Annotated in this window: 18 protein-coding genes; 14 read left to right on the top strand and 4 right to left on the bottom strand. The window is 62.4% G+C overall.

The features are described 5' to 3' along the window. Nucleotides 1-23: 23 nt before the first annotated feature. The 3 genes from dnaQ to HWY05_RS12110 form a co-directional block, all read right to left on the bottom strand. On the bottom strand, nt 24-758 hold the full coding sequence (gene dnaQ, locus HWY05_RS12120; RefSeq protein WP_035547263.1) for a DNA polymerase III subunit epsilon: 735 nt from the start codon (nt 756-758) through the stop codon (nt 24-26). A gap of 98 nt (nt 759-856) precedes the next feature. Continuing rightward, nucleotides 857-1,303, bottom strand: coding sequence for a ribonuclease HI (gene rnhA / locus HWY05_RS12115; protein ID WP_134962258.1), 447 nt, complete (start codon nt 1,301-1,303; stop codon nt 857-859). Then, on the bottom strand, nt 1,300-2,175 hold the full coding sequence (locus HWY05_RS12110; RefSeq protein WP_176058515.1) for a class I SAM-dependent methyltransferase: 876 nt from the start codon (nt 2,173-2,175) through the stop codon (nt 1,300-1,302). The genes rnhA and HWY05_RS12110 overlap by 4 nt, the downstream gene beginning before the upstream one ends. 19 nt (nt 2,176-2,194) lie before the next feature. On the opposite strand from HWY05_RS12110, the gene gloB reads away from it, so the two are divergent. The 7 genes from gloB (at nt 2,195) to HWY05_RS12075 (ending at nt 12,438) form a co-directional block, all read left to right on the top strand. Beyond that, the gene (gene gloB, locus HWY05_RS12105) at nt 2,195-2,986 is read left to right on the top strand and encodes a hydroxyacylglutathione hydrolase (RefSeq protein ID WP_035547256.1); all 792 of its coding nucleotides are present in this window, start codon (nt 2,195-2,197) and stop codon (nt 2,984-2,986) included. A 156-nt stretch (nt 2,987-3,142) separates the two neighbouring features. After that, nucleotides 3,143-4,843: a transglycosylase SLT domain-containing protein gene (locus HWY05_RS12100; protein WP_176058514.1), complete on the top strand. Its 1,701-nt coding sequence runs from the start codon at nt 3,143-3,145 to the stop codon at nt 4,841-4,843. A gap of 194 nt (nt 4,844-5,037) precedes the next feature. Next, nucleotides 5,038-6,279 carry an MFS transporter gene (locus tag HWY05_RS12095; RefSeq protein WP_176058513.1) on the top strand — a complete coding sequence of 414 codons (1,242 nt, stop codon included), beginning with the start codon at nt 5,038-5,040 and terminating at the stop codon, nt 6,277-6,279. A 440-nt stretch (nt 6,280-6,719) separates the two neighbouring features. Next, a complete protein-coding gene (gene carA / locus HWY05_RS12090) occupies nt 6,720-7,874 on the top strand; it encodes a glutamine-hydrolyzing carbamoyl-phosphate synthase small subunit (protein ID WP_035547247.1) in 1,155 nt (384 codons plus the stop codon). A gap of 148 nt (nt 7,875-8,022) precedes the next feature. Continuing rightward, nucleotides 8,023-11,277 carry a carbamoyl-phosphate synthase large subunit gene (gene carB / locus HWY05_RS12085; RefSeq protein ID WP_035547244.1) on the top strand — a complete coding sequence of 1,085 codons (3,255 nt, stop codon included), beginning with the start codon at nt 8,023-8,025 and terminating at the stop codon, nt 11,275-11,277. A 151-nt stretch (nt 11,278-11,428) separates the two neighbouring features. After that, complete coding sequence (greA, locus tag HWY05_RS12080) at nt 11,429-11,905, top strand: transcription elongation factor GreA (protein WP_035547241.1); 477 nt, start codon at nt 11,429-11,431, stop codon at nt 11,903-11,905. A gap of 20 nt (nt 11,906-11,925) precedes the next feature. Continuing rightward, nucleotides 11,926-12,438, top strand: coding sequence for a DUF4149 domain-containing protein (locus HWY05_RS12075; RefSeq protein ID WP_176058512.1), 513 nt, complete (start codon nt 11,926-11,928; stop codon nt 12,436-12,438). Nucleotides 12,439-12,668: 230 nt separating this feature from the next. Here the strand turns inward: HWY05_RS12075 and HWY05_RS12070 are convergent, their stop codons facing one another. After that, entirely contained in the window at nt 12,669-13,199 is a 531-nt protein-coding gene (locus HWY05_RS12070; protein WP_176058511.1) for a YhbY family RNA-binding protein, read from the bottom strand. Nucleotides 13,200-13,400: 201 nt separating this feature from the next. Between HWY05_RS12070 and HWY05_RS12065 the strand changes: the two genes are divergently transcribed. From HWY05_RS12065 to pstA, 7 genes are all read left to right on the top strand, one after another. Continuing rightward, a complete protein-coding gene (locus HWY05_RS12065; protein WP_035547234.1) occupies nt 13,401-14,063 on the top strand; it encodes an RlmE family RNA methyltransferase in 663 nt (220 codons plus the stop codon). Between the two features lie 189 nt (nt 14,064-14,252). Beyond that, a complete protein-coding gene (gene ftsH / locus HWY05_RS12060; RefSeq protein ID WP_035547231.1) occupies nt 14,253-16,148 on the top strand; it encodes an ATP-dependent zinc metalloprotease FtsH in 1,896 nt (631 codons plus the stop codon). Nucleotides 16,149-16,233: 85 nt separating this feature from the next. Then, nucleotides 16,234-17,136 carry a dihydropteroate synthase gene (gene folP, locus HWY05_RS12055; protein WP_176058510.1) on the top strand — a complete coding sequence of 301 codons (903 nt, stop codon included), beginning with the start codon at nt 16,234-16,236 and terminating at the stop codon, nt 17,134-17,136. Nucleotides 17,137-17,161: 25 nt separating this feature from the next. After that, nucleotides 17,162-18,520 (top strand): phosphoglucosamine mutase, encoded by a 1,359-nt coding sequence (gene glmM, locus HWY05_RS12050; protein ID WP_176058509.1) that lies wholly within the window; start codon nt 17,162-17,164, stop codon nt 18,518-18,520. Between the two features lie 351 nt (nt 18,521-18,871). Then, entirely contained in the window at nt 18,872-19,903 is a 1,032-nt protein-coding gene (gene pstS, locus HWY05_RS12045) for a phosphate ABC transporter substrate-binding protein PstS (protein WP_035547226.1), read from the top strand. 152 nt (nt 19,904-20,055) lie between these two features. Beyond that, entirely contained in the window at nt 20,056-21,057 is a 1,002-nt protein-coding gene (pstC, locus tag HWY05_RS12040) for a phosphate ABC transporter permease PstC (RefSeq protein ID WP_035547225.1), read from the top strand. Continuing rightward, nucleotides 21,054-21,950 (top strand): phosphate ABC transporter permease PstA, encoded by an 897-nt coding sequence (gene pstA / locus HWY05_RS12035; RefSeq protein ID WP_035547222.1) that lies wholly within the window; start codon nt 21,054-21,056, stop codon nt 21,948-21,950. The genes pstC and pstA overlap by 4 nt, the downstream gene beginning before the upstream one ends. Nucleotides 21,951-21,965: the final 15 nt, after the last annotated feature.

Genomic DNA, 21,965 nt, shown 5'->3' with positions numbered 1-21,965 from the left:
TTTTAAGGCTCGTCTAGTACTTTTTAAGCGGTTTGCTCATCCGCGGACGGCGTCGGTTCGAGGCGCCAAACGCTCGTGCCTTTGACCGCTTTGTCGAGACCGTCGAGCACCGCCTGGTGCGCGGCGAGTTCGTCGTCGCTGGCGGCGACCACGACCAGATCGAGCGATTCGAACGCGACGCGCGGTGCATGCGCGTCACCCCCGCCGTGCGAGTCGCCGAGCATGTCGATGACGAGGCTCTCCTGGCCGCGCGTCATCGCCAGATAGACTTCCGCGAGCAGTTCCGAGTCGAGCAGCGCGCCGTGCAGCGTACGGTGCGCGTTGCTGACGCCGAAACGGTCGCACAGCGCATCGAGCGAATTACGCTTGCCGGGGAACATCTGCTTGGCGCGCGCCAAGGTGTCGATGATCTCGCCGCAATACGTTCTGACCGGCGGCAACCCGAGCAGCGCGAACTCGGCATCGAGAAAGCCGATGTCGAACGGCGCGTTGTGAATGATCAGTTCCGCGTCCTGAATGAAGTCGCGAATCTGATCGGCGATCTCGGCGAACTTCGGCTTGTCGCTGAGGAACTCGGTGGTCAAGCCGTGCACGGCCAGCGCGCCCGGATCGCTGTCACGTTCCGGGTTGATGTAGAAGTGCAGGTTGTTACCCGTCAACCGACGGTTCACCATTTCGACGCAGCCGAGTTCGAGAATCCGGTCGCCGGTGCGCGCATTCAGGCCGGTGGTTTCGGTATCGAGGATGAGTTGACGCATGTCGGTTTAGCCTGCTTCAAAATTCGAAAAAAATTGCCGCGAAAAAATCAGGCGGGAAGGGCGCACGTGCGCTCCGCGCAAGTGCATCGCAGCCGTCGTCACGCCTGCGTGAGCGACGCGACGCCGCGATTGGCCAGTTGATCGGCGCGCTCGTTTTCCGGATGCCCATTGTGCCCACGGACCCAGCGCCATTCGATTTCGTGTTGCGCGACGAGCGCGTCGAGCCGTTTCCACAGATCGGCGTTCTTCACCGGCTGCTTGGCGGCGGTGATCCAGCCTTTCTTCTTCCAGCCGTGAATCCACTCGCTAATGCCTTTCTGCACGTACTGCGAGTCGGTGTGGACGACCGCTTTGCACGGACGCTTCAGCGCTTCCAGCGCGCCGATCACGCCCATCAACTCCATGCGGTTGTTGGTGGTGTTGGGCTCGCCGCCGAACAGTTCTTTTTCCTGGCCGCCGAAGCGCAGCAGCGCGCCCCAGCCGCCGGGGCCGGGATTGCCCTTGCAGGCGCCGTCGGTATAAATATCGATGAGATCGGAAGTCATTGAGTGTGGTTGCGTGTATTCGGGGTGGCGGCGGGCGCGAGGCCCGCGGCGAGGACTGGTTTCTTCACTTTCAGCGGCCCGACGAGCCGCATGCCGCGCACGCGCTTGATCGCCTTGATCATGTAGGTGGCGCCGAAAATCGGCCACCAGCGGTCGCCGGCGGCTTCCATGAAACCATAGCGGGACAGCCATTGATCGCTGCCGAGCGGCGGACGATAGCAGCCGAAGCGCCCGCGTTCAAGGTCGAAGCCCAGCAGCTTGATCCAGTCTTTGAGCCGCGTGAAGGCGATCAGGTCGACGGCGGCGGGCACGAACGGCCGCCCGGTCACCTTGCCGACCGATTGCCGCGCGCCCCACAGCGACAGCGAGTTGAAGCCGAGAATGATCAGTTGCCCTTCGGGCATCAGTACGCGCTCGGCTTCGCGCAGCAGCCGATGCGGGTCGCTGGTGAATTCCAGCGTGTGCGGCATCACGATCAGGTCGACGCTTTGAGCTTCGAACGGCAAGTCGAGCAGGTCGCACCAGACCGCGCTGCGTCCGGCCGGCGCGGGCAGGCCGGCGAGCCCGTTTTGCCCGGGCTGGGGCCACAGACCCGCGCCGTTGTTCGCCGCGTGGCTATTGCCGCCATGCCGCAAGCCGCGCGGATACGAGTAGGGCGCGCTCGCACCGCTCGCGGCGTCGAGCACGAGGCCGCGGCACGGCATGCGGTTCTCGCGCAAGGCGTCGAGTTGCGGCAGGCCGAGTTGCAGCGCGTGGTAGCCGAACACGTCGGACACCACGCGGTCGAGCTGGGTTTGCTCCCAGTCCAGCACGTAGCGGCCAGGTGGTGAATCGGTCCACGCGGGCCAGTCTATAATCGCTCGGTCAGTCATATCAAAGAATGCGTCGCCTATGAATGCGCTCGAGTACGTACCGGTCCCGGCGTTTGAAGACAATTACATCTGGGTCGTTTCCGACGGACATCACGCGGTCGTCGTCGATCCGGGAGAGGCCGCCCCCGTGCGCGCGTATCTGGCGAAACGGGGGTGGCGGCTGAGCGCTATTTTACTCACGCACCATCATCACGACCATGTCGGTGGAGTGGCCGATCTGCTGAATGGCCAGGCCGTACCCGTCTATGGCCCCGCCGGTGAAGCGATCGAGCACCTCACGCAGCGTCTTGAAAATGGCGATCGCGTCACGATCGCGGCGCCCGCGCTCGACTTCACGGTGCTCGACGTGCCCGGTCACACGAGCGGCCACATCGCGTATTTCCAGACGGCCGATCCGCGCGGCACGCCGCACGTGTTTTGCGGCGACACGCTGTTCGCGTGCGGCTGCGGCCGGCTGTTCGAAGGCACGCCGAAGCAGATGCTGGCGTCGCTTGACGCGCTCGCCGCGCTGCCCGGCGCCACCGAGGTTCACTGCGCGCACGAGTACACGCTGTCGAACATCCGCTTCGCGCTCGCGTGCGAGCCGGACAACGCCGAGCTGCAGGCCTGGCGCGACAAAGCGACCGAGTTGCGGGCGCGTCACGTGCCCACGCTGCCGACCACGATTGCCCATGAACGCGCGGTGAATCCGTTTTTACGCGCCGACGAACCGGCGGTCCAGGCGAGCCTGCAAGATCAACTGCATGAAAAAGTGCCCGATCGACTCGCCGCATTCACGCTGATGCGCGAATGGAAAAACCGCTTCCGTTGACCGCACCCGCATAAGGGTATTCCTCACGCGAAGAATCGGAAAAATTCGCCAAGCCTAAGATTTGCTTGATTTTTTCGGTATTTTTAGATTGACGTAAACGTCGCCGTTTCGTACTATCGGCTGCAAATTCCAGCCCTTGTGGAAGCCGAGACGTTCATGCGATTTATCTTTAGTGCGTTGTTGGTCCTGACACTCGCCGCCTGCGCGAGTCAGGGACCAGCGACGAATAGTTCTTCCGCCAATAATCCCGCCAGTCAGCAAGCAGTTTCCGACGCCCTTCGCAAGACAGCCACCGCCAAAGAGACGATCAACGTCGACCAGGGTTCGGTCACTCAGCTGACGAGCGCGGACGCCGATCTGTGGGGCCGGATTCGCCGTGGTTTCCAGATGCCGGATCTGCAGACCGACCTCGTCGACATGCAGGTCAACTGGTACGTGCAGCGTCCCGACTACGTGCAGCGCATGACCGAGCGCTCGCAGAAATACCTGTACCACATCGTCGAAGAGCTCGAAGCGCGCCATATGCCGACCGAGCTCGCGCTGCTGCCGTTCATCGAATCGGCGTATAGCCCGCAGGCGTTGTCGGTGGCAAAGGCGGCCGGCATGTGGCAGTTCATGCCGGGCACCGGCCGCACCTACAACCTCAAGCAGAACATGTGGCAGGACGAGCGCCGCGACGTGCTGGCGTCGACCAGCGCCGCGCTCGACTATCTGTCGAATCTGCATGACATGTTCGGCGACTGGCAACTCGCGCTTGCCGCGTACAACTGGGGTGAAGGCAACGTGCAGCGCGCGATCGCCCGCAACGAAGCGGCGGGCTTGCCCACCGACTACCTCAGCCTGCGCATGCCGAACGAGACACGCAATTACGTGCCGAAGCTGCAGGCGGTGAAGAACATCATCATGAACCCGCAGATGTACGGGCTCACGCTGCCGCCGATTCCGAACCACCCGTATTTCGTGACGGTGACCACCTCGCACGATATCGATGTGGAAATGGCCGCCAAGCTCGCGAATCTTTCTCCCGACGAGTTCCGCTCGCTGAACCCGTCGTTCAGGAAGCCGGTGATTCTCGGCGCCACGCAGCCGCAGATCCTGCTGCCGTTCGACAACGCCAGCGCGTTCGAACGCAATCTGAAGGCGTACTCCGGCTCGCTGTCGTCGTGGACCACCTACACGGTCACCGAGCGCGCGGCGCCCGCGGCGATTGCGCAGAAGATCGGCGTCGACGCCGATACGCTGATGGAAGTGAACAAGATTCCGGCCGGCATGCGCCTGAAGCCGGGCTCCACGATCGTCGTGCCGCGCGGTTCGGACGACGACGAAGACATCAGCGCCGACGTCGCCGAAAGCGCGGTGCTGGCCATGGAGCCGGATGTCCCCGACACCCGCAAGATGCTGATCCGCGTGCGCCGCAATCAGTCGATGGCGGCAATCGCCGTGCGTTACGGCGTCTCGGTCGGCCAGTTGAAGGCGTGGAATCGTACGCATCGCGACGGCGTGTCGCGCGGCCAGGTGATCGTGCTGCACGTGCCGGTCGGCAAGGCCATGCCGAGCGAGCCCGGTCCGGAAGCGATCGCGACCAACGTGCAAGGCGGTGGCGTCGAGAAGATCGGCACCCGCGTCGCGGACACCCGCGGCGATTCGCGTTACGATAAGAAGAGAGGTCGTGGCCGCTCGCCCGTGGTGAAAGTCTCCGAGCCGGTAGGGAAGGTCAGCAAGCCGACAGCGTCCGTCGCCAGCAAGGGCAAAGTGACGAAGGTATCGGCTTCCACGTCCAGCAAGGCGTCGAAGGCCGCGGCGGATAGCCGCCCGAAGACCGCGGCCAGCGCGAAGAAGGGTAAGCAAAACCAATAAGCGGCTGCCACGGTAGTGACCACATGCGTTGCGGGGGCAGCGCATGAATTGCGCTCCGATCACGCACCGTGTTATTTCCAACGCCGTCACCTGTGGTGACGGCGTTTTTCATTGATCGGAAGATTGACGGCAGGCCCGGCCGATTTGCTTTATCTTTCGAGCTCCGTTCTGCCTCGCTGTTTCACTCATAGCTTATGTCGCCGACCCAACTGCGCGTTTTTCTCCTGTTTTCCGCGGGCTACTTCGTTTCCTACGTGTTTCGCGGCGTCAATCTCGGTTTTGCACCATTCATTACGCACGACCTCGGTTTGTCGGCCGCCAACCTCGGCGTGCTGACCAGTCTGTATTTCCTGGGTTTCGCGGGCGCGCAGATTCCGGCCGGCGTGCTGCTGGATCATTTCGGCGCACGGCGGGTCACGGCGGGCACGTTGCTATTCGCCGCGCTCGGCATCTGGGTGTTCGGCGCGGCGCACAGCGTCGGCATGATGATGGTGGGGCGTCTGCTGATCGGCATGGGTGTCTCGGTCTGCCTCGGCGGCGCGTTCAAGGCGCTGGCGCAGCATTTCGCCACCGCACGCCTGCCGTTGATGAACGGACTCGTGATGGCGGTCGGCGGCCTGGGCGGCGTCATGGTCGGCTCGCCGCTTACCTGGGTGCTGGGTTTCGCCACGTGGCGCACGGTCTCTGTCGGACTAGGCCTGATGACGGTGCTGGTGGCGCTGGCGTTGTGGACGCTCGCGCCCGATACGAAGGAAACCCATCATCAGGCGAGCATAAGCACGCAGTTCAAGGGCACGTTGCACATTCTCGGCAGCGCTGCGTTCTGGAAGATCGCGTCGTTTTCGGTCGTCACGCAGGGCGTCTTTTACGCGATGCAGTCGCTGTGGGTCGGCGCCTGGTTGCGCGACGTGCAGGGCTTCGAGCCGCGCGAGGCGGCGGCGTTGGTGTCGATTCTCGGTTTCGCGATGATGGCTGGCTGCATCGGCTTTGGCGCGGCGGCGCGTAGTCTCGAGCGGCGTGGCATCTCGCTGTATGCCTTTTGCGGGATCGGCATGGCGCTGTTCGTCGTGACGCAATTGCTGATCGTGTTCAAGGCGCCGCTGCCTGCCGGCCTGCTGTGGGCGGCGTATGGGGCGTTCGGCGGCACCGGCATTCTGATCTACGCCGTGATGGCACGGCACTTTCCGCCGCAGATGACGGGCCGCGTCAACACGACGTTGAATCTGATTATCTTCTTGCTGATTTTCGGTTTTCAGATTGGCGTCGGCGCGGTGTTGTCGCACTGGCCGGCGAGCGGCGGGCACTATCCGGTGTCCGCGCATCTGACTGCCTGGGGCATTCTCATCGTGCTGCAGATACTGAGCGCGATCTGGTTCGCCCTGCCTGCCAGGAAGCCGGTCAAGGCGGTCGGCGCTCACGAGCCGCAAGACGCCTGAGCCTTCGGCGCCGGCATTTAGCGGGCCGGTCATATTGACCGGCGCTATCCCGATTTACGCCGCATAAATTCTGTCCGATGGGTTCAAACCCCGACGCAGCAAGGCTTTGAGTGCATTCAAAGCGAGCCTCCCACGGCGCGCCTGCCATCTCGGATTTGGCGGGAAGGGGTGTTTCACGCTATAATTTCAAGGTTTGAGCTTATCAACCCGCACCCTAGCGCCTACCTCTCCCATACCGTTCATCCGCCGCGCGCCACTGGCGTAGCAAGAAGGGCCCCGCACCCAGCCGATCCGTCCACACAATGGACCCATCGCGCCCCTTGCAACGTCAACGGCAGTACGCGAGCGAGTCTGCGCGTGCATCCTCATGGATGCGTTCCGCTGCGGCTCGCAGTCGGATAGACAGGTCGGCAACAGGGTGTTCCTCCAAGGAGTTTCCCGTGTTGCCGTCATTTTCTCCCGCTCTGCTCGCGCTCGCCGACGGCACGGTCTTTCGTGGTTACTCGATCGGCGCCCCCGGGCATACCATCGGCGAAGTCGTGTTCAACACCGCTATCACCGGCTATCAGGAAATCCTGACTGACCCGAGCTACGCGCGCCAGATCGTGACCCTCACGTATCCGCATATCGGCAACGTCGGCGTGAATGCCGAAGACGTCGAAGCCACGAAAGTCCATGCCGCCGGCCTGATCATCCGTGATCTGCCGGTTCTTGCGTCGAACTTCCGCATGGAGCGCACGCTCCCGCAATACCTCAAAGACGAAGGCGTGGTCGCCATCGCCGGTCTCGACACCCGCATGCTGACCCGCGTGCTGCGCGACAAGGGGGCGCAGAACGGCGCGATCCTCGCCGGTTCCGACGACGAAGCCAAGGCCATCGAACTCGCGCGCTCGTTCCCGGGCCTCTCGGGCATGGACCTCGCGAAGGTCGTGTCGACGAAGGAAACCTACGAATGGACCCAGACCGAATGGCGTCTGGGCGAGGGCTACGGCACGCAGAAGGCGCCGAAGTACCGCGTCGTCGCGTTCGACTACGGCGTCAAGTACAACATTCTGCGCATGCTGGCCGAACGCGGCTGCCACGTCACCGTGCTGCCGGCGCAAGCCAGCGCCGCTGACGCGCTCGCGCTCAACCCGGACGGCGTGTTCCTGTCGAACGGCCCGGGCGATCCGGAACCGTGCGACTACGCGATCGCGGCCACCAAAGAGCTGATCGAGCGCGGCATTCCGACCTTCGGTATTTGCCTCGGCCACCAGATCATGGGCCTCGCGGTCGGCGCGAAGACCATGAAGATGAAGACCGGCCACCACGGCGCGAACCATCCGGTGAAAGATCTGGACGACGGCCGCGTCGTGATCACGTCGCAAAACCACGGCTTCGCGGTCGACGCCGCCACGCTGCCCGCCAACGCGCGCGCCACGCACGTTTCGCTGTTCGACGGCACGCTGCAAGGTTTCGCGCTGACGGACAAGCCGGCGTTCTGCTTCCAGGGTCACCCGGAAGCGTCGCCCGGTCCGCACGACATCGCCTATCTGTTCGACCGCTTCACGGCGTTGATGGACACGAAGAAGGCCGGCAAGACCGCTGCGGCTTAAGCGGAGCATGTGACGCGCCGCTCCGGCGGCGCGCGGTTTGCAGCGCGAGACGGAACAACGCGAAGCAAACCGCACACAGCAGAGCGCGCGCAACGTAGCAACGGCGCGCGCCAACGGAAAGAACACAGGAATATTTAGCGAGAGCGTTATGCCCAAGCGGACAGACATCAAGAGCATTCTCATTATCGGCGCGGGTCCGATCATCATCGGCCAGGCGTGCGAGTTCGATTACTCGGGCGCGCAGGCATGCAAGGCGCTGCGTGAGGAAGGCTACAAGGTCATCCTCGTCAACAGCAATCCGGCGACGATCATGACCGACCCGAACACGGCCGACGTCACCTACATCGAGCCGATCACGTGGGAAGTGGTGGAGCGCATCATCGCCAAGGAGCGCCCCGACGCGATCCTCCCGACCATGGGCGGCCAGACCGCGCTGAATTGCGCGCTCGACCTGCACGCGCACGGCGTGCTGGAGAAGTACAAGGTCGAGCTGATCGGCGCGTCGCCGGAAGCCATCGACAAGGCGGAAGACCGCCAGAAATTCAAGGACGCGATGACCAGGATTGGCCTCGGTTCGGCCAAGTCGGGCACCGCGCATTCCATGGAAGAAGCGCTGCAGGTGCAGGCGGAAATCGCTGTGTTGACGGGCAGCGGCGGCTATCCGGTCGTGATCCGGCCGTCGTTCACGCTGGGCGGTTCGGGCGGCGGCATTGCGTACAACCGCGACGAGTTCGAAGAGATCTGCAAGCGCGGTCTGGACCTGTCGCCCACGCGCGAACTGCTGATCGAAGAATCGCTGCTCGGCTGGAAAGAGTACGAGATGGAAGTGGTCCGCGACAAAAAGGACAACTGCATCATCGTCTGCTCGATCGAAAACCTGGACCCGATGGGCATCCACACCGGCGACTCGATCACCGTCGCGCCGGCGCAAACGCTGACCGACAAGGAATACCAGATCCTGCGTAACGCGTCGCTCGCGGTGCTGCGCGAGATCGGCGTCGACACCGGCGGGTCGAACGTACAGTTCTCGATCAATCCGAAAGACGGCCGCATGGTCGTGATCGAAATGAATCCGCGCGTGTCGCGTTCGTCGGCGTTGGCGTCGAAGGCGACCGGCTTCCCGATCGCCAAGATCGCGGCGAAGCTCGCGGTCGGCTACTCGCTGGACGAGTTGAAGAACGAAATCACCGGCGGCCAGACCCCGGCGTCGTTCGAACCGACGATCGACTACGTCGTCACCAAGATCCCGCGTTTCGCGTTCGAGAAATTCCGCGAAGCCGATTCGCGCCTGACCACGCAGATGAAGTCGGTCGGCGAAGTGATGGCGATTGGCCGCACCTTCCAGGAATCGTTCCAGAAAGCGCTGCGCGGTCTGGAAGTCGGCGTCGACGGTCTGGACGAAAAGACCGATAACCGCGACGAGATCATCCGCGAGATCGGCGAAGCCGGTCCGGACCGTATCTGGTACGTCGGCGACGCGTTCCGTATCGGCATGACGGCTGAAGAAATCTTCGAAGAAACCTCGATCGACCCGTGGTTCCTCGCGCAGATCGAACAGATCATCCTGAAGGAAAAGGCGCTGGGCGGCCGGTCGCTCGCGAGCCTCACGAAGGAAGAGCTGAAGTACCTGAAGCAGAGCGGATTCTCGGATCGCCGTCTGGCGAAGCTGGTCGGCGCGAAGCCGATGGAAGTGCGTCAGCGCCGTATCGAGCTGAACGTGCGCCCGGTGTACAAGCGCGTCGACACATGCGCGGCCGAGTTCGCAACGAAAACCGCGTATATGTACTCGACCTACGAGGAAGAGTGCGAAGCGAATCCCACCAACAACAAGAAGATCATGGTGCTGGGCGGCGGCCCGAACCGGATCGGCCAGGGTATCGAGTTCGACTACTGCTGCGTGCACGCCGCGCTCGCCATGCGCGAAGACGGCTACGAAACGATCATGGTCAACTGCAACCCTGAAACCGTTTCGACCGACTACGACACGTCCGACCGTCTGTACTTCGAATCGCTGACGCTCGAAGACGTGCTCGAAATCGTCGACAAGGAAAAGCCGGTCGGCGTGATCGTGCAATACGGCGGTCAGACGCCGTTGAAGCTCGCGCTCGACCTCGAAGCGAACGGTGTGCCGATCGTCGGCACGTCGCCGGACATGATTGACGCCGCGGAAGACCGCGAGCGTTTCCAGAAGCTGCTGCAGGACCTCGGCCTGCGCCAGCCGCCGAACCGCACCGCGCGCGCGGAAGACGAAGCGCTCAAGCTCGCCGACGAAATCGGTTATCCGCTGGTGGTGCGTCCGTCGTACGTGCTCGGCGGCCGCGCGATGGAAATCGTTCACGAGCCGCGCGACCTCGAGCGTTATATGCGCGAAGCCGTGAAGGTCTCGCACGATTCGCCGGTGCTGCTCGACCGCTTCCTGAACGACGCGATCGAATGCGACGTGGACTGCATTTCGGACGGCGAAGCGGTGTTCATCGGCGGCGTGATGGAGCACATCGAACAGGCGGGCGTCCACTCGGGCGACTCGGCTTGCTCGCTGCCGCCGTACTCGCTGTCGCCGGAAACCGTCGCTGAATTGAAGCGTCAAACCGGCGCGATGGCGAAGGCGCTGAACGTGATCGGCCTGATGAACGTGCAGTTCGCGATTCAACAGGTGCCGCAGGCGGACGGCTCGAAAGAAGACGTCATCTACGTGCTCGAAGTGAATCCGCGTGCGTCGCGTACGGTGCCGTACGTGTCGAAGGCGACCAGCCTGCCGCTCGCGAAAATCGCGGCGCGCGCGATGGTCGGCCAGAAGCTCGCCGACCAGGGCGTGACGAAGGAAATCATTCCGCCGTACTTCAGCGTGAAAGAAGCTGTGTTCCCGTTCGTCAAGTTCCCGGCGGTCGATCCGGTGCTCGGACCGGAAATGCGCTCCACCGGTGAAGTGATGGGCGTGGGTCAGACGTTCGGCGAAGCGCTGTTCAAGTCGCAGCTCGCGGCGGGTTCGCGTCTGCCGGAAACGGGCACGGTGCTGCTGACCGTGATGGACGCCGACAAGCCGAAGGCGGTCGAAGTCGCACGCATGCTGCACGAACTCGGCTATCCGATCGTCGCGACCAAGGGCACGGCTGCCGCGATCGAAGCGGCGGGTGTGCCGGTGAAGGTCGTCAACAAGGTGAAGGACGGCCGTCCGCACATCGTCGACATGATCAAGAACGGCGAAATCGCGCTGGTGTTCACGACCGTCGACGAAACCCGCGCAGCGATCGCCGACTCGCGTTCAATCCGCATGAGTGCACAGGCGAACAAGGTCACGTACTACACGACGATGTCCGGCGCGCGTGCCGCGGTAGAGGGTTTGCGCTATTTGAAGAACCTCGAAGTCTATGATTTACAAGGGCTGCACGCTCGCCTAAACTAAGGCTTCGAATACCTGTCCAAGATGTAAGTGCCGCGGTTAAGCGGCGTTCCGCAGGTGCTGTGGTCCGGGTTTTGCCCGGGTCGCCGCGTCCCACGGAATGCACTTAACCGCGGTGATTTTTTTTACGGCTGTTTTTTGCATAGAGTTGTTTATGAGCACTGTTCCATTGACGAAGCGCGGCGCGGAAATGTTGCGCGATGAGTTGCAGCGCCTGAAATCGGTTGAGCGTCCGGCGGTGATCAAATCGATCTCCGAAGCGCGTGCCCAGGGCGATCTGTCGGAAAACTCGGAATACGACGCGGCGAAGGAAAAGCAGGGTTTTATCGAAGGCCGCATTGCCGAGATCGAATCGAAGCTGGCCGGTGCGCAAGTCATCGATCCGGCGTTGGTTGACGCGGACGGCCGCGTGGTGTTTGGCGCGACGGTCGAGCTCGAAGACCTGGACTCGGGCGCGCCGGTCAAGTATCAGATCGTCGGCGACGACGAAGCGGACATCGACCACGGCCTGATCTCGATCAGCTCGCCGATCGCGCGTGCATTGATCGGTAAGTCCGAAGGCGACGTGGCCTCGGTGCAGGCGCCTAGCGGCGTGCGCGAATACGAAATCATCGCGGTGAGCTACGTTTGAAAGCGGCTCCGGTGTCCTTGATGCCGCATCGTTTCTTCCGCCTCTTGACGGTGGTCTGGGTCGGTAGTCTGCTGACTATCGGCTATGCGGTCGCGCCGGTGTTATTCACATCGCTCGACCGGATTTCGGCCGGCGCGGTGGCGGCGCAACTGTTTCGCATCGAGGGTGTGCTGGGCGCCGTGTGCGGCATTTTGCTGCTGGGGCTGGCCAACGTGCTGGTTCGGCGTGGCGCTAACGCTTATCGCCAGTTGCGCTGGCTGATTGTCGGCATGCTGGTGTGTGTGCTGGTGGGCTACTTCGCGTTGCAGCCGTTTATGAATGCAATACGCATTGCCGCGCTGCAGGCGGGCACAGATGTCGGGCATTCGGCTTACGCGACTCGCTTTGGCATTCTGCACGGCGTGTCGAGTCTGTTCTATCTGATCGAGAGCCTGCTGGGCGTCGCGCTGGTGTGGAGGCTGCCCGCGGGCGCCGGCATTGTAGTAGCGGAGCAGGGTGCTGCTCGCGATACGGCGGGAAAGGTTGCCGGCTGAGCGCGGCGGTGATGTGCTATAACGGCGGCGCCGGTTAGTGCGCACGCGGCGGGTCGAGTCGGGCTTGGCTGGTAGTGTGCTCAACAAGCCGCAATCTGTTCGATGCAGTGCTGCACGATCGCGCTGCTAAATTCTCAACGGCTGCTGCTGTCGGCACAAGCCCAGGAAAGCGGGACCTGTGCCGATTGAAGCCAAGGTGCGGAACCTCGCCCGCACCTCACATCACCCGTTTATTTCGACGACTGATGCGCGCGCTTCGCGCTGGTTTGGCGCTTCTTGGCGCGCTTGATGTTGCCGCCTTGCGTGACGCGCTCATTGCCACGCACGACTACTGCTTTGGCCTTCGGCTTGCGCATCGGGATTTCGCTGGGCTTCACCACGGTGACGACGCGCGGTGCACGGCCTTTACCCGGCTTGGCTTCGACAGCGGCTTCGCGAGCGCTCGGCAGGGCGCCGCGCTTGGTCTTCGCTGCGGGTTTTTCGGCCGCTTCCGGCTTCCAGATCACCAGCAGCTTGCCGATATGCTGAATCGGCGCGGCATTCAGTTTGTCGCAGATTTCTTCGTAGATCGCGATGCGTTCTTCGCGTTCGTCGCCGAACACGCGGATTTTGATCAACTGGTGCGCGCCCAGGTGAACCTTGATTTCGGTCAGCACAGCGTCGGTCAAACCTTCGGCGCCGACGAGCACGACCGGTTTGAGCGCATGTGCCTGGGAGCGCAACTCGGCGCGTTGGTCGGTAGAGACTTTGAGGGCGGACATGGAAAGTGGGAGACTCGACTAAAATGGCGGCACCTGCGTTTCCGATCCAGTCGTTCGATTGGCTCGATCGGGGCGGTTCGGCAGGGCGGCGCGTCAGAACATCAGAATCGCGGATGGCAGCCAGTTTTGGCGGTGTCCGCGCGAATTAACCGCGTATTATCCGCTAAAGCGCGACATGACGCAGCAAGAGTTCAACGTTTAATGGCAAAAAACAAGTTCAATACCGCGTGGCTGCACGACCACATCAACGATCCGTACGTGAAAATGGCGCAGCGGGAGGGCTATCGCGCCCGCGCGGCCTATAAGCTCAAGGAAATCGACGAACAGGACAAGCTGATCCGGCCGGGGCAGGTGATCGTCGATCTGGGCTCAGTGCCGGGTAGCTGGAGCCAGTACGCACGCAACAAGCTGGCGAAGGGCTCGCAGCGCGACGCCGAACGTCAGGGCGGCATCGACGGGACCATCATCGCGCTGGACATGCTGCCCATGGAGCCGATTTCCGACGTTCACTTCATCCTGGGCGACTTCCGCGAAGACTCGGTGGTGCTCCAACTGGAAGAATTGGTCGGAGAACGTCAGGTCGACCTTGTAATTTCGGATATGGCGCCCAACCTGTCGGGAGTGGCGGTGGCGGATGCCGCGCGAATCGAGCATCTGTGCGATCTTGCGATGGAATTTTCGCAAAATCACCTGAAGCCGGATGGTGCCCTTTTAGTCAAATGTTTCCATGGCAGCGGTTACAGCCAGATTGTCGAAAAGTTCAAGCAACAGTTCAAGGTGGTGGCGGCCCGCAAGCCGAAAGCGTCGCGGGACAAGTCGTCAGAAACGTTTATTTTGGGTAAGCATCTCAAGCGGCCCGCATAGGGAAGCTGCAGGACGGATCCGCATCTGCCGATAATGGCTTCATGGCGTCGGAAATCGGCGCTGTAAATGCCCGCTACGCTATTTCTGTGGTAGCGAAACCTTATGGCAGGGGTCTGCGGACTGGATTAGAATGCTTTCGTGGTGCCGCAAGGCAAATGTAGGCGCCCGTCTAAGTGAAGGAGTGGTGCTTTGAACAACAATATGTTTTCGAAGGCAGCAGTGTGGCTGGTTATCGCACTGGTGCTGTTTACGGTGTTCAAGCAGTTCGACAAGCCCCGTGTCCAGGAAGGCGTTTCCTATTCGCAGTTCATGGACGACGCGAAGGCCGGCAAAGTCAAGAACGTCATTGTCCAGGGGCGTAACCTCACGGTCACTCCAGCAGACGGCCAGAAATACCAGATCGTGTCGCCCGGTGACATCTGGATGGTCGGCGATCTGATGAAGTACGGCGTTCAGGTGAGCGGCAAGGCTGACGACGAACCGAATGCGCTCGTGTCGGCGCTGTACTATCTCGGGCCGACGATCCTGATCATCGGTTTCTGGTTCTACATGATGAGACAGATGCAGGGAGGCGGGAAAGGCGGTGCGTTCTCGTTCGGTAAATCCCGTGCGCGTCTGATCGACGAAAACAACAACGCAATCAATTTCACCGACGTCGCTGGTTGCGACGAAGCGAAAGAAGAAGTGTCTGAGCTGGTCGACTTTCTGCGCGATCCGCAGAAGTTCCAGAAGCTGGGCGGGCGGATTCCACGCGGCGTGTTGCTGGTCGGCCCACCGGGAACCGGTAAGACGCTGCTGGCACGTGCTATCGCCGGCGAAGCGAAAGTGCCGTTCTTTAGCATCTCGGGTTCGGACTTCGTGGAAATGTTCGTCGGTGTCGGCGCAGCTCGTGTGCGTGACATGTTCGAGCAGGCCAAGAAGCACGCACCGTGCATCGTGTTCATCGACGAAATCGACGCGGTCGGCCGTCATCGTGGCGCCGGCATGGGCGGCGGTAACGACGAGCGCGAACAGACCTTGAACCAGATGCTGGTCGAGATGGACGGCTTCGAAGCGAACTCCGGCGTGATCGTGATCGCTGCAACGAACCGTTCGGACGTGCTCGATAAGGCGCTGCTGCGTCCGGGCCGTTTCGACCGTCAGGTGTATGTCGGTCTGCCGGACATTCGCGGTCGCGAGCACATCATGAAGGTTCACCTGCGCAAGGTGCCGATTTCGAACGACGTCGACGCAGCGGTGATCGCACGCGGCACGCCGGGCTTCTCGGGCGCTGACCTCGCGAATCTCGTGAACGAAGCGGCACTGTTCGCGGCTCGTCGCGGCAAGCGCATCGTCGAGATGAACGACTTCGAAGACGCGAAAGACAAGATCTTCATGGGTCCGGAGCGTAAGTCGGCCGTGATCCGCGAAGAGTCGAAGCGCGCCACGGCTTACCACGAGTCGGGTCATGCGGTGATTGCCAAGTTGTTGCCGAAGGCCGATCCTGTACACAAGGTCACGATCATTCCGCGCGGCCGTGCACTTGGCGTGACGTGGCAGTTGCCGGAGCACGACAACGAAACGTACTCGAAAGACTATCTGCTGGATCGTCTGGCGATCCTGTTCGGCGGTCGCGTAGCGGAAGAGTTGTTCCTGAACCTGATCAGCACCGGCGCATCGGACGACTTCAACAAGGCCACACAAACCGCGCGCGCCATGGTGGCTCGCTTCGGTATGACGGACGCGCTCGGACCGATGGTCTACGTCGACGACGAAAACGACGCCACGCCGTTTGGCCGCGGTTTCACGCGGACCATTTCGGAAGCGACGCAGCAAAAGGTCGACGCGGAAATCCGTCGCGTGCTGGACGAGCAGTACAACCTCGCCAAGCGCCTGCTGGACGAAAACCGCGACAAGGTCGAAGCCATGACCGCCGCTTTGATGGAGTGGGAAACGATCGACGCCGATCAGATCAACGACATCATGGCAGGTCTTCCGCCGCGTTCGCCGAAGACCAGCAGCTCGACACCGTCGGCAAGCGACGCCTCGTCGGGCGGCAGCCCGGGCACCGAGGTCAAGCCGGGTAGCGCGACCGCGCCGGCTTGATGAGCCAGAAGTAGAAAGTGCGGGCCGGTGTGTTTTCACACCGGCCCGTTTTGCATTTATCTCGTTTTATTTAATGCATCGCTACGTGTCGACAGTCGATTTTTCTCCCGCTCCGTTGCCCGAGCCGCTGCAATGCGGACGCTTCAAGCTGACCTTTGAACGCCCGTTGGTCATGGGCATTCTAAACATCACGCCGGACTCGTTTTCCGACGGTGGTCAATACGCCATGCGCGGCGACGCGCTGCGCCAGGCCGAGCGTATGCTGCTCGACGGCGCGGACATCATCGACATTGGTGGCGAGTCCACCCGGCCCGGCGCGCCGCCGGTGCCGCTCGACGAAGAGCTTGAACGGGTGATTCCGCTCGTCGAGCAGCTTCGCGCGGCGAACGTGCCGTTGTCGATCGACACCTACAAGCCCGAAGTGATGCGCCATGCGTTGAGCGCAGGCGCCGATCTGATCAACGACATCTGGGGCTTCCGCATGTCCGGCGCCATCGACGCGGTACGCGACAGCAACTGTGGCCTATGTGTAATGCATATGTTCGGCGAGCCGCAAACCATGCAGCTCGGCGAGCCTGTCTACGATGATGTAATCGGCGAAGTCCGGCAGTTTCTCGAGGAACGTGTGGCCGCGTTGACGCAAGCAGGCGTCGCGCGCGCGCGTATCAGCGTGGATCCGGGCTTCGGCTTCGGTAAAGCGGTCATCGAACACAACTACACTTTGCTCGCGCATCTGCAGGACACGGCGCCGCGGGCCAAGCCGCCGTATCCGATTCTCGCGGGCATGTCGCGTAAGTCGATGGTCGGCGCGGTGATTGGGCGTCCGGCGCCGGAGCGCGTCGCCGGCAGCGTCGCCGCGGCGGTGTGTGCCGCCGAGCGGGGCGCCGCGATTCTGCGCGTGCATGATGTCGCGCAAACAGTGGATGCATTGAAAGTGTGGGCAGCCATGCGCGATGCGGCGGTAAGCCGCCCGCAGGCTAGAACCTGAAAAAAGCCAAGGAGGAAGATAAAACATGGCACGTCGTTATTTTGGAACGGATGGGATTCGAGGCAAGGTCGGCGAAGGCCCGATTACGCCGGAGTTTGTGTTGCGGCTCGGCTACGCTGCCGGCAAGGTGCTCGCGGGCGCGGACCGCTGGGCTAAGAGCGGCGCCCGGCCGACCGTGCTGATCGGCAAAGACACGCGGGTGTCGGGCTACATGCTCGAAGCCGCGCTGGAAGCGGGTTTCTCGGCGGCAGGCGTCGACGTGATGCTGGCCGGCCCGATGCCGACTCCCGGTGTCGCCTACCTGACGCGCGCGTTGCGGCTCGCCGCGGGCGTGGTGATCAGCGCATCGCACAATCCGTACTACGACAACGGCATCAAATTCTTCTCCGCCGACGGCAACAAGCTGCCCGACGAAGTGGAATTGCAGATCGAAGAGCAGCTCGATCTGCCGCTCTCCTGCGCGGCTTCCGAGCAACTCGGCAAGGCGCGACGTCTCGACGACGCCGCCGGCCGCTACATCGAGTTCTGCAAGAGCACGTTCCCGGCCGCGTTCGACCTGCGCGGGCTGAAGCTGGTGGTGGATTGTGCGCACGGCGCCGCCTACGACATCGCACCGCACGTGTTCCACGAACTCGGCGCGGACGTGATTCCGATCGGCGTCTCGCCGAACGGCTTCAACATCAACGACGGCGTCGGCGCGACCGCGCCGGACGCGCTGGTGCGCGCGGTGCGCGCGAACCACGCCGACCTCGGCATTGCGCTCGACGGCGACGCCGACCGTCTGCAGATCGTCGACGCAGCCGGCCGCCTGTATAACGGCGACGAATTGCTGTACGTGCTGGTCAAGGATCGCGTCGCGACAGAGGGCAAGGTGGAAGGCGCGGTCGGCACCTTGATGACCAACATGGCGGTTGAAGTCGCGCTGCAACGAGACGGTGTGAAGTTCGTCCGCGCCGCGGTGGGCGACCGCTACGTGCTCGAGCAGTTGCGCGAGCACGGCTGGCAACTCGGAGCGGAAGGCTCCGGCCATATTCTCTCCCTTGACCGCCATTCGACCGGCGACGGCATTGTCTCTGCGTTGCTCGTGCTGGCCGCGATGAAGCGCAGCGAGCAGACGCTCGCCGATCTGCTCGACGGCGTGACGCTGTTCCCGCAAAAGCTGATCAACGTGCGGATGAAGCCCGACGCGGACTGGAAGGGCAGCGACGCGATCCGTCGCGCGATCGGTCATGCCGAGGAGGCGCTGCATGGCCGCGGCCGCGTGCTGATTCGCGCATCCGGTACGGAACCGGTGCTGCGCGTGATGGTGGAAGCCGAGCATGCCGATGACGCGATCCGTCACGCGGAAGCGATTGCCGGCGCGGTCAAGCAGGCAACGGCCTAAATTTCGGATGTGTCGAACAGCGGCGGGGCGATCGAGAGGTCGCCCCGCCGCTGACCGTTTACCGCCAGACAATCCAGCGGACCCCCTGCAGCAAAAAAATCAAAAAAGCAAAACCCAAACCCAAACCCAAAACCCGCACGCAAACGTTCGCGCCCCATCTTTATCGCCTAATCTTCAGAACGGCGTCGGCAATTCCGTCAAATCGGCATTTTGTCCGTCAAAACGCCTTTCACCCTCGTAATCCTACTGTCACATCTGTTTCACGGTAAGTCACGTTACTGTCACAAAGAGACCCTAAGCTTCGCGGTGTTCGTGTTATTCGCTCACACCGCTCACACCTTGGAGAGTCTCATGAAATTGATGCAAACCGTGTTCGCTGGCGTCGCTGGCGCGCTTTTCGCGATCGCAGCGCAAGCCGCAGACATCACCGGCGCGGGCAGCACCTTCGCAGCACCGATTTACACGAAGTGGGCTGACGCCTATCAGAAAACCGGCGGCGGCAAAGTCAACTACCAGGGCATCGGTTCGTCGGGCGGTATCAAGCAGATCGAAGCGAAGACGGTTGATTTCGCCGGCTCGGACGCTCCCCTGAAGGACGACGAACTCGCGAAGGCAGGTCTGTTCCAGTTCCCGACGGTGGTTGGCGGCGTGGTGCCGGCGATCAACGTGCCGGGCGTGAAGGCCGGTGAATTGACGCTGTCGGGCGAAGTGCTCGGCGACATCTACCTGGGCAAGATCAAGAAATGGAATGACCCGGCAATCGTCGCGTTGAACCCGAAGGTCAAGCTGCCGGATACGGACATCGCCGTGGTTCGCCGCGCCGACGGTTCGGGCACCACGTTCATCTGGACGAACTACCTGTCGAAGGTTAACGCAGACTGGAAGTCGAAGGTCGGTGAAGGCGCAACGGTCAGCTGGCCGACGGGTACGGGCGGCAAGGGCAACGACGGCGTCGCAGCCTTCGTGCAACGTCTGCCGGGCGCAATCGGCTATGTGGAATGGGCGTACGCCAAGCAGAACCACATGACGTACGTGGCGATGAAGAATTCGACGGGCGCAGTGGTCGAGCCGAAGACGGAAACGTTCAAGGCAGCGGCAGCCGGTGCTGACTGGTCGAAGTCGTTCTATCAGATCCTGACGAACGAGCCGGGCAAGGACGCATGGCCGATCGTCGGCGCAACGTTCGTGCTGCTGCACACGGCGCAGGACAAGCCGGCGCAAGGCACGGAAACGCTGAAGTTCTTCGACTGGGCGTTCAAGAACGGCACCCAGGCTGCAAACGATCTGGACTACATCTCGCTGCCGGATTCGGTGACGGCTGAAATCCGTTCGCAATGGAAGTCGAAAGTGAAAGACGCTTCGGGCAAGGCAATCGCCGAGTAAGCGACAGTAAGCGACGCGAGAGGCACGCGCTTCTCGCCACACATTGGCCGTCCCCGGTTGAGGACGGCCAATGGCATTGACCCCGCATAACCGGCATTACCGCCGCACGACAAGTGTCGAACGGCAACTGGAAACAGGTCCATCAGGCTCTCATGTCCGATATCCAATTAGCGTCCGGCGCCTCGCGCTCGACCCCGCCCGGCAGCGCCTCGCAGCAGAAAGCGCCCAGCCGTGCCGGCGACGTGATCTTCGGCGGCCTCGCGCGCCTCGCCGCCATCATCACGCTATTGCTGCTCGGCGGCATCATCGTTTCGCTGATCGTCGCGTCCATGCCGTCGATCAAACAATTCGGTCTCAGCTTTCTGTGGACCGCGGACTGGGATCCACCCAGCAAGCAGTTCGGCGCACTGGTGCCGATCTACGGCACGATTGCCACTTCCCTCATTGCTCTCATCATCGCGGTGCCCGTCAGCTTCGGCATCGCGCTCTTTCTGACCGAACTCGCGCCGGCCTGGCTGCGTCGTCCGCTCGGTATCGCGATCGAACTGCTCGCCGCGATTCCGTCGATCGTGTACGGCATGTGGGGGCTGCTGGTGTTCGCGCCGATCTTCGCGGAGTGGTTCGAAAAGCCGCTCGGCACCGTGCTCGGCGGCATTCCGTTCGTGGGTGCGCTGTTTCAGGGCGCGCCGATCGGGATCGGCATTCTGTGCGCGGGCGTGATTCTCGCAATCATGATCATTCCGTACATCGCGTCGGTCATGCGCGACGTGTTCGAAGTCACGCCGGTGCTGCTGAAGGAATCGGCATACGGCATCGGCTGCACGACGTGGGAAGTGATGTGGAAGATCGTGCTGCCCTTCACCAAGAGCGGCGTGATCGGCGGCGTGATGCTCGGCCTCGGCCGTGCGCTCGGCGAGACGATGGCGGTCACGTTCGTGATCGGCAACACCAATCTGCTCGATAACGTCTCGCTGTTTTCGCCGGGTAACAGCATCACGTCGGCGCTCGCCAACGAATTCGCGGAAGCGGATCCGGGCCTGCATACGTCGGCGCTGATGGAGCTCGGCCTGATCCTGTTCGTGATTACTTTCATCGTGCTGGCCATCTCCAAGTTCATGCTGCTTCGCCTCGAAAAAGGGGAGGGCGCGAAATGAGCCAGCCCACTCTGAATATGCCGGGTTCGCACGACGCCGTCGCGCTCGAAGCCATGCGCGTGCGTCTGCAAGGACGTCGCCGCTTCAAGAACGCCGTTGCGCTGACCATGTCGCTCGCCGCGATGGCGTTCGGCCTGCTGTGGCTCGTGTGGATTCTCTATACGACGCTGCGTCTCGGGATCGGTGGTTTGTCGATTGAGCTGTTCACGCAGTCGACGCCGCCGCCGAACACCGATGGCGGCGGTCTCGCCAACGCGATCGTCGGCAGCTTGATGCTGGTTGGCCTTGCCACGTTCGTCGGCACGCCGATCGGGATTCTCGCCGGCGTCTATCTCGCCGAATACGGTCAGAAGGGCTGGTTTGCCAGCCTCACGCGCTTCATCAACGACATTCTGTTGTCGGCGCCGTCGATCGTGGTCGGTCTGTTCGTCTACGCGTTGGTGGTGGCGAAGATGGGTCACTTCAGCGGCTGGGCCGGCGTGTTCGCGCTCGCACTGCTGCAGATTCCGATCGTGATCCGCACCACCGAAAACATGCTGAAGCTGGTGCCGAACGCGCTGCGTGAAGCGGCCTTCGCGCTCGGCACGCCGAAGTGGAAGATGGTGCTGTCGATCACGCTGAAGGCTTCCATTGCAGGTATCGTCACCGGCGTGCTGCTCGGCGTCGCACGGATTGCCGGCGAAACCGCGCCGCTGCTGTTCACGGCGCTGTCCAATCAGTTCTTCTCATGGGACATGGGCCAACCGGTCGCGAACCTGCCGGTCACGATCTACAAGTTTGCGATGAGCCCGTTCGCGCAGTGGCAATCACTCGCGTGGGCCGGCGTCTTCCTGATCACGCTCGCGGTGCTGGGATTGAATGTCCTCGCGCGCACGATCTTCACGAATAAGTAAGGGCGGAGTGTAATC

Source organism: Paraburkholderia sp. BCC1876, from assembly GCF_902833695.1.
Lineage (GTDB): Bacteria > Pseudomonadota > Gammaproteobacteria > Burkholderiales > Burkholderiaceae > Paraburkholderia.
The sequence above is the reverse complement of the archived record's forward strand: the minus strand, read 5'-3'. Positions and strand labels throughout refer to the sequence as shown.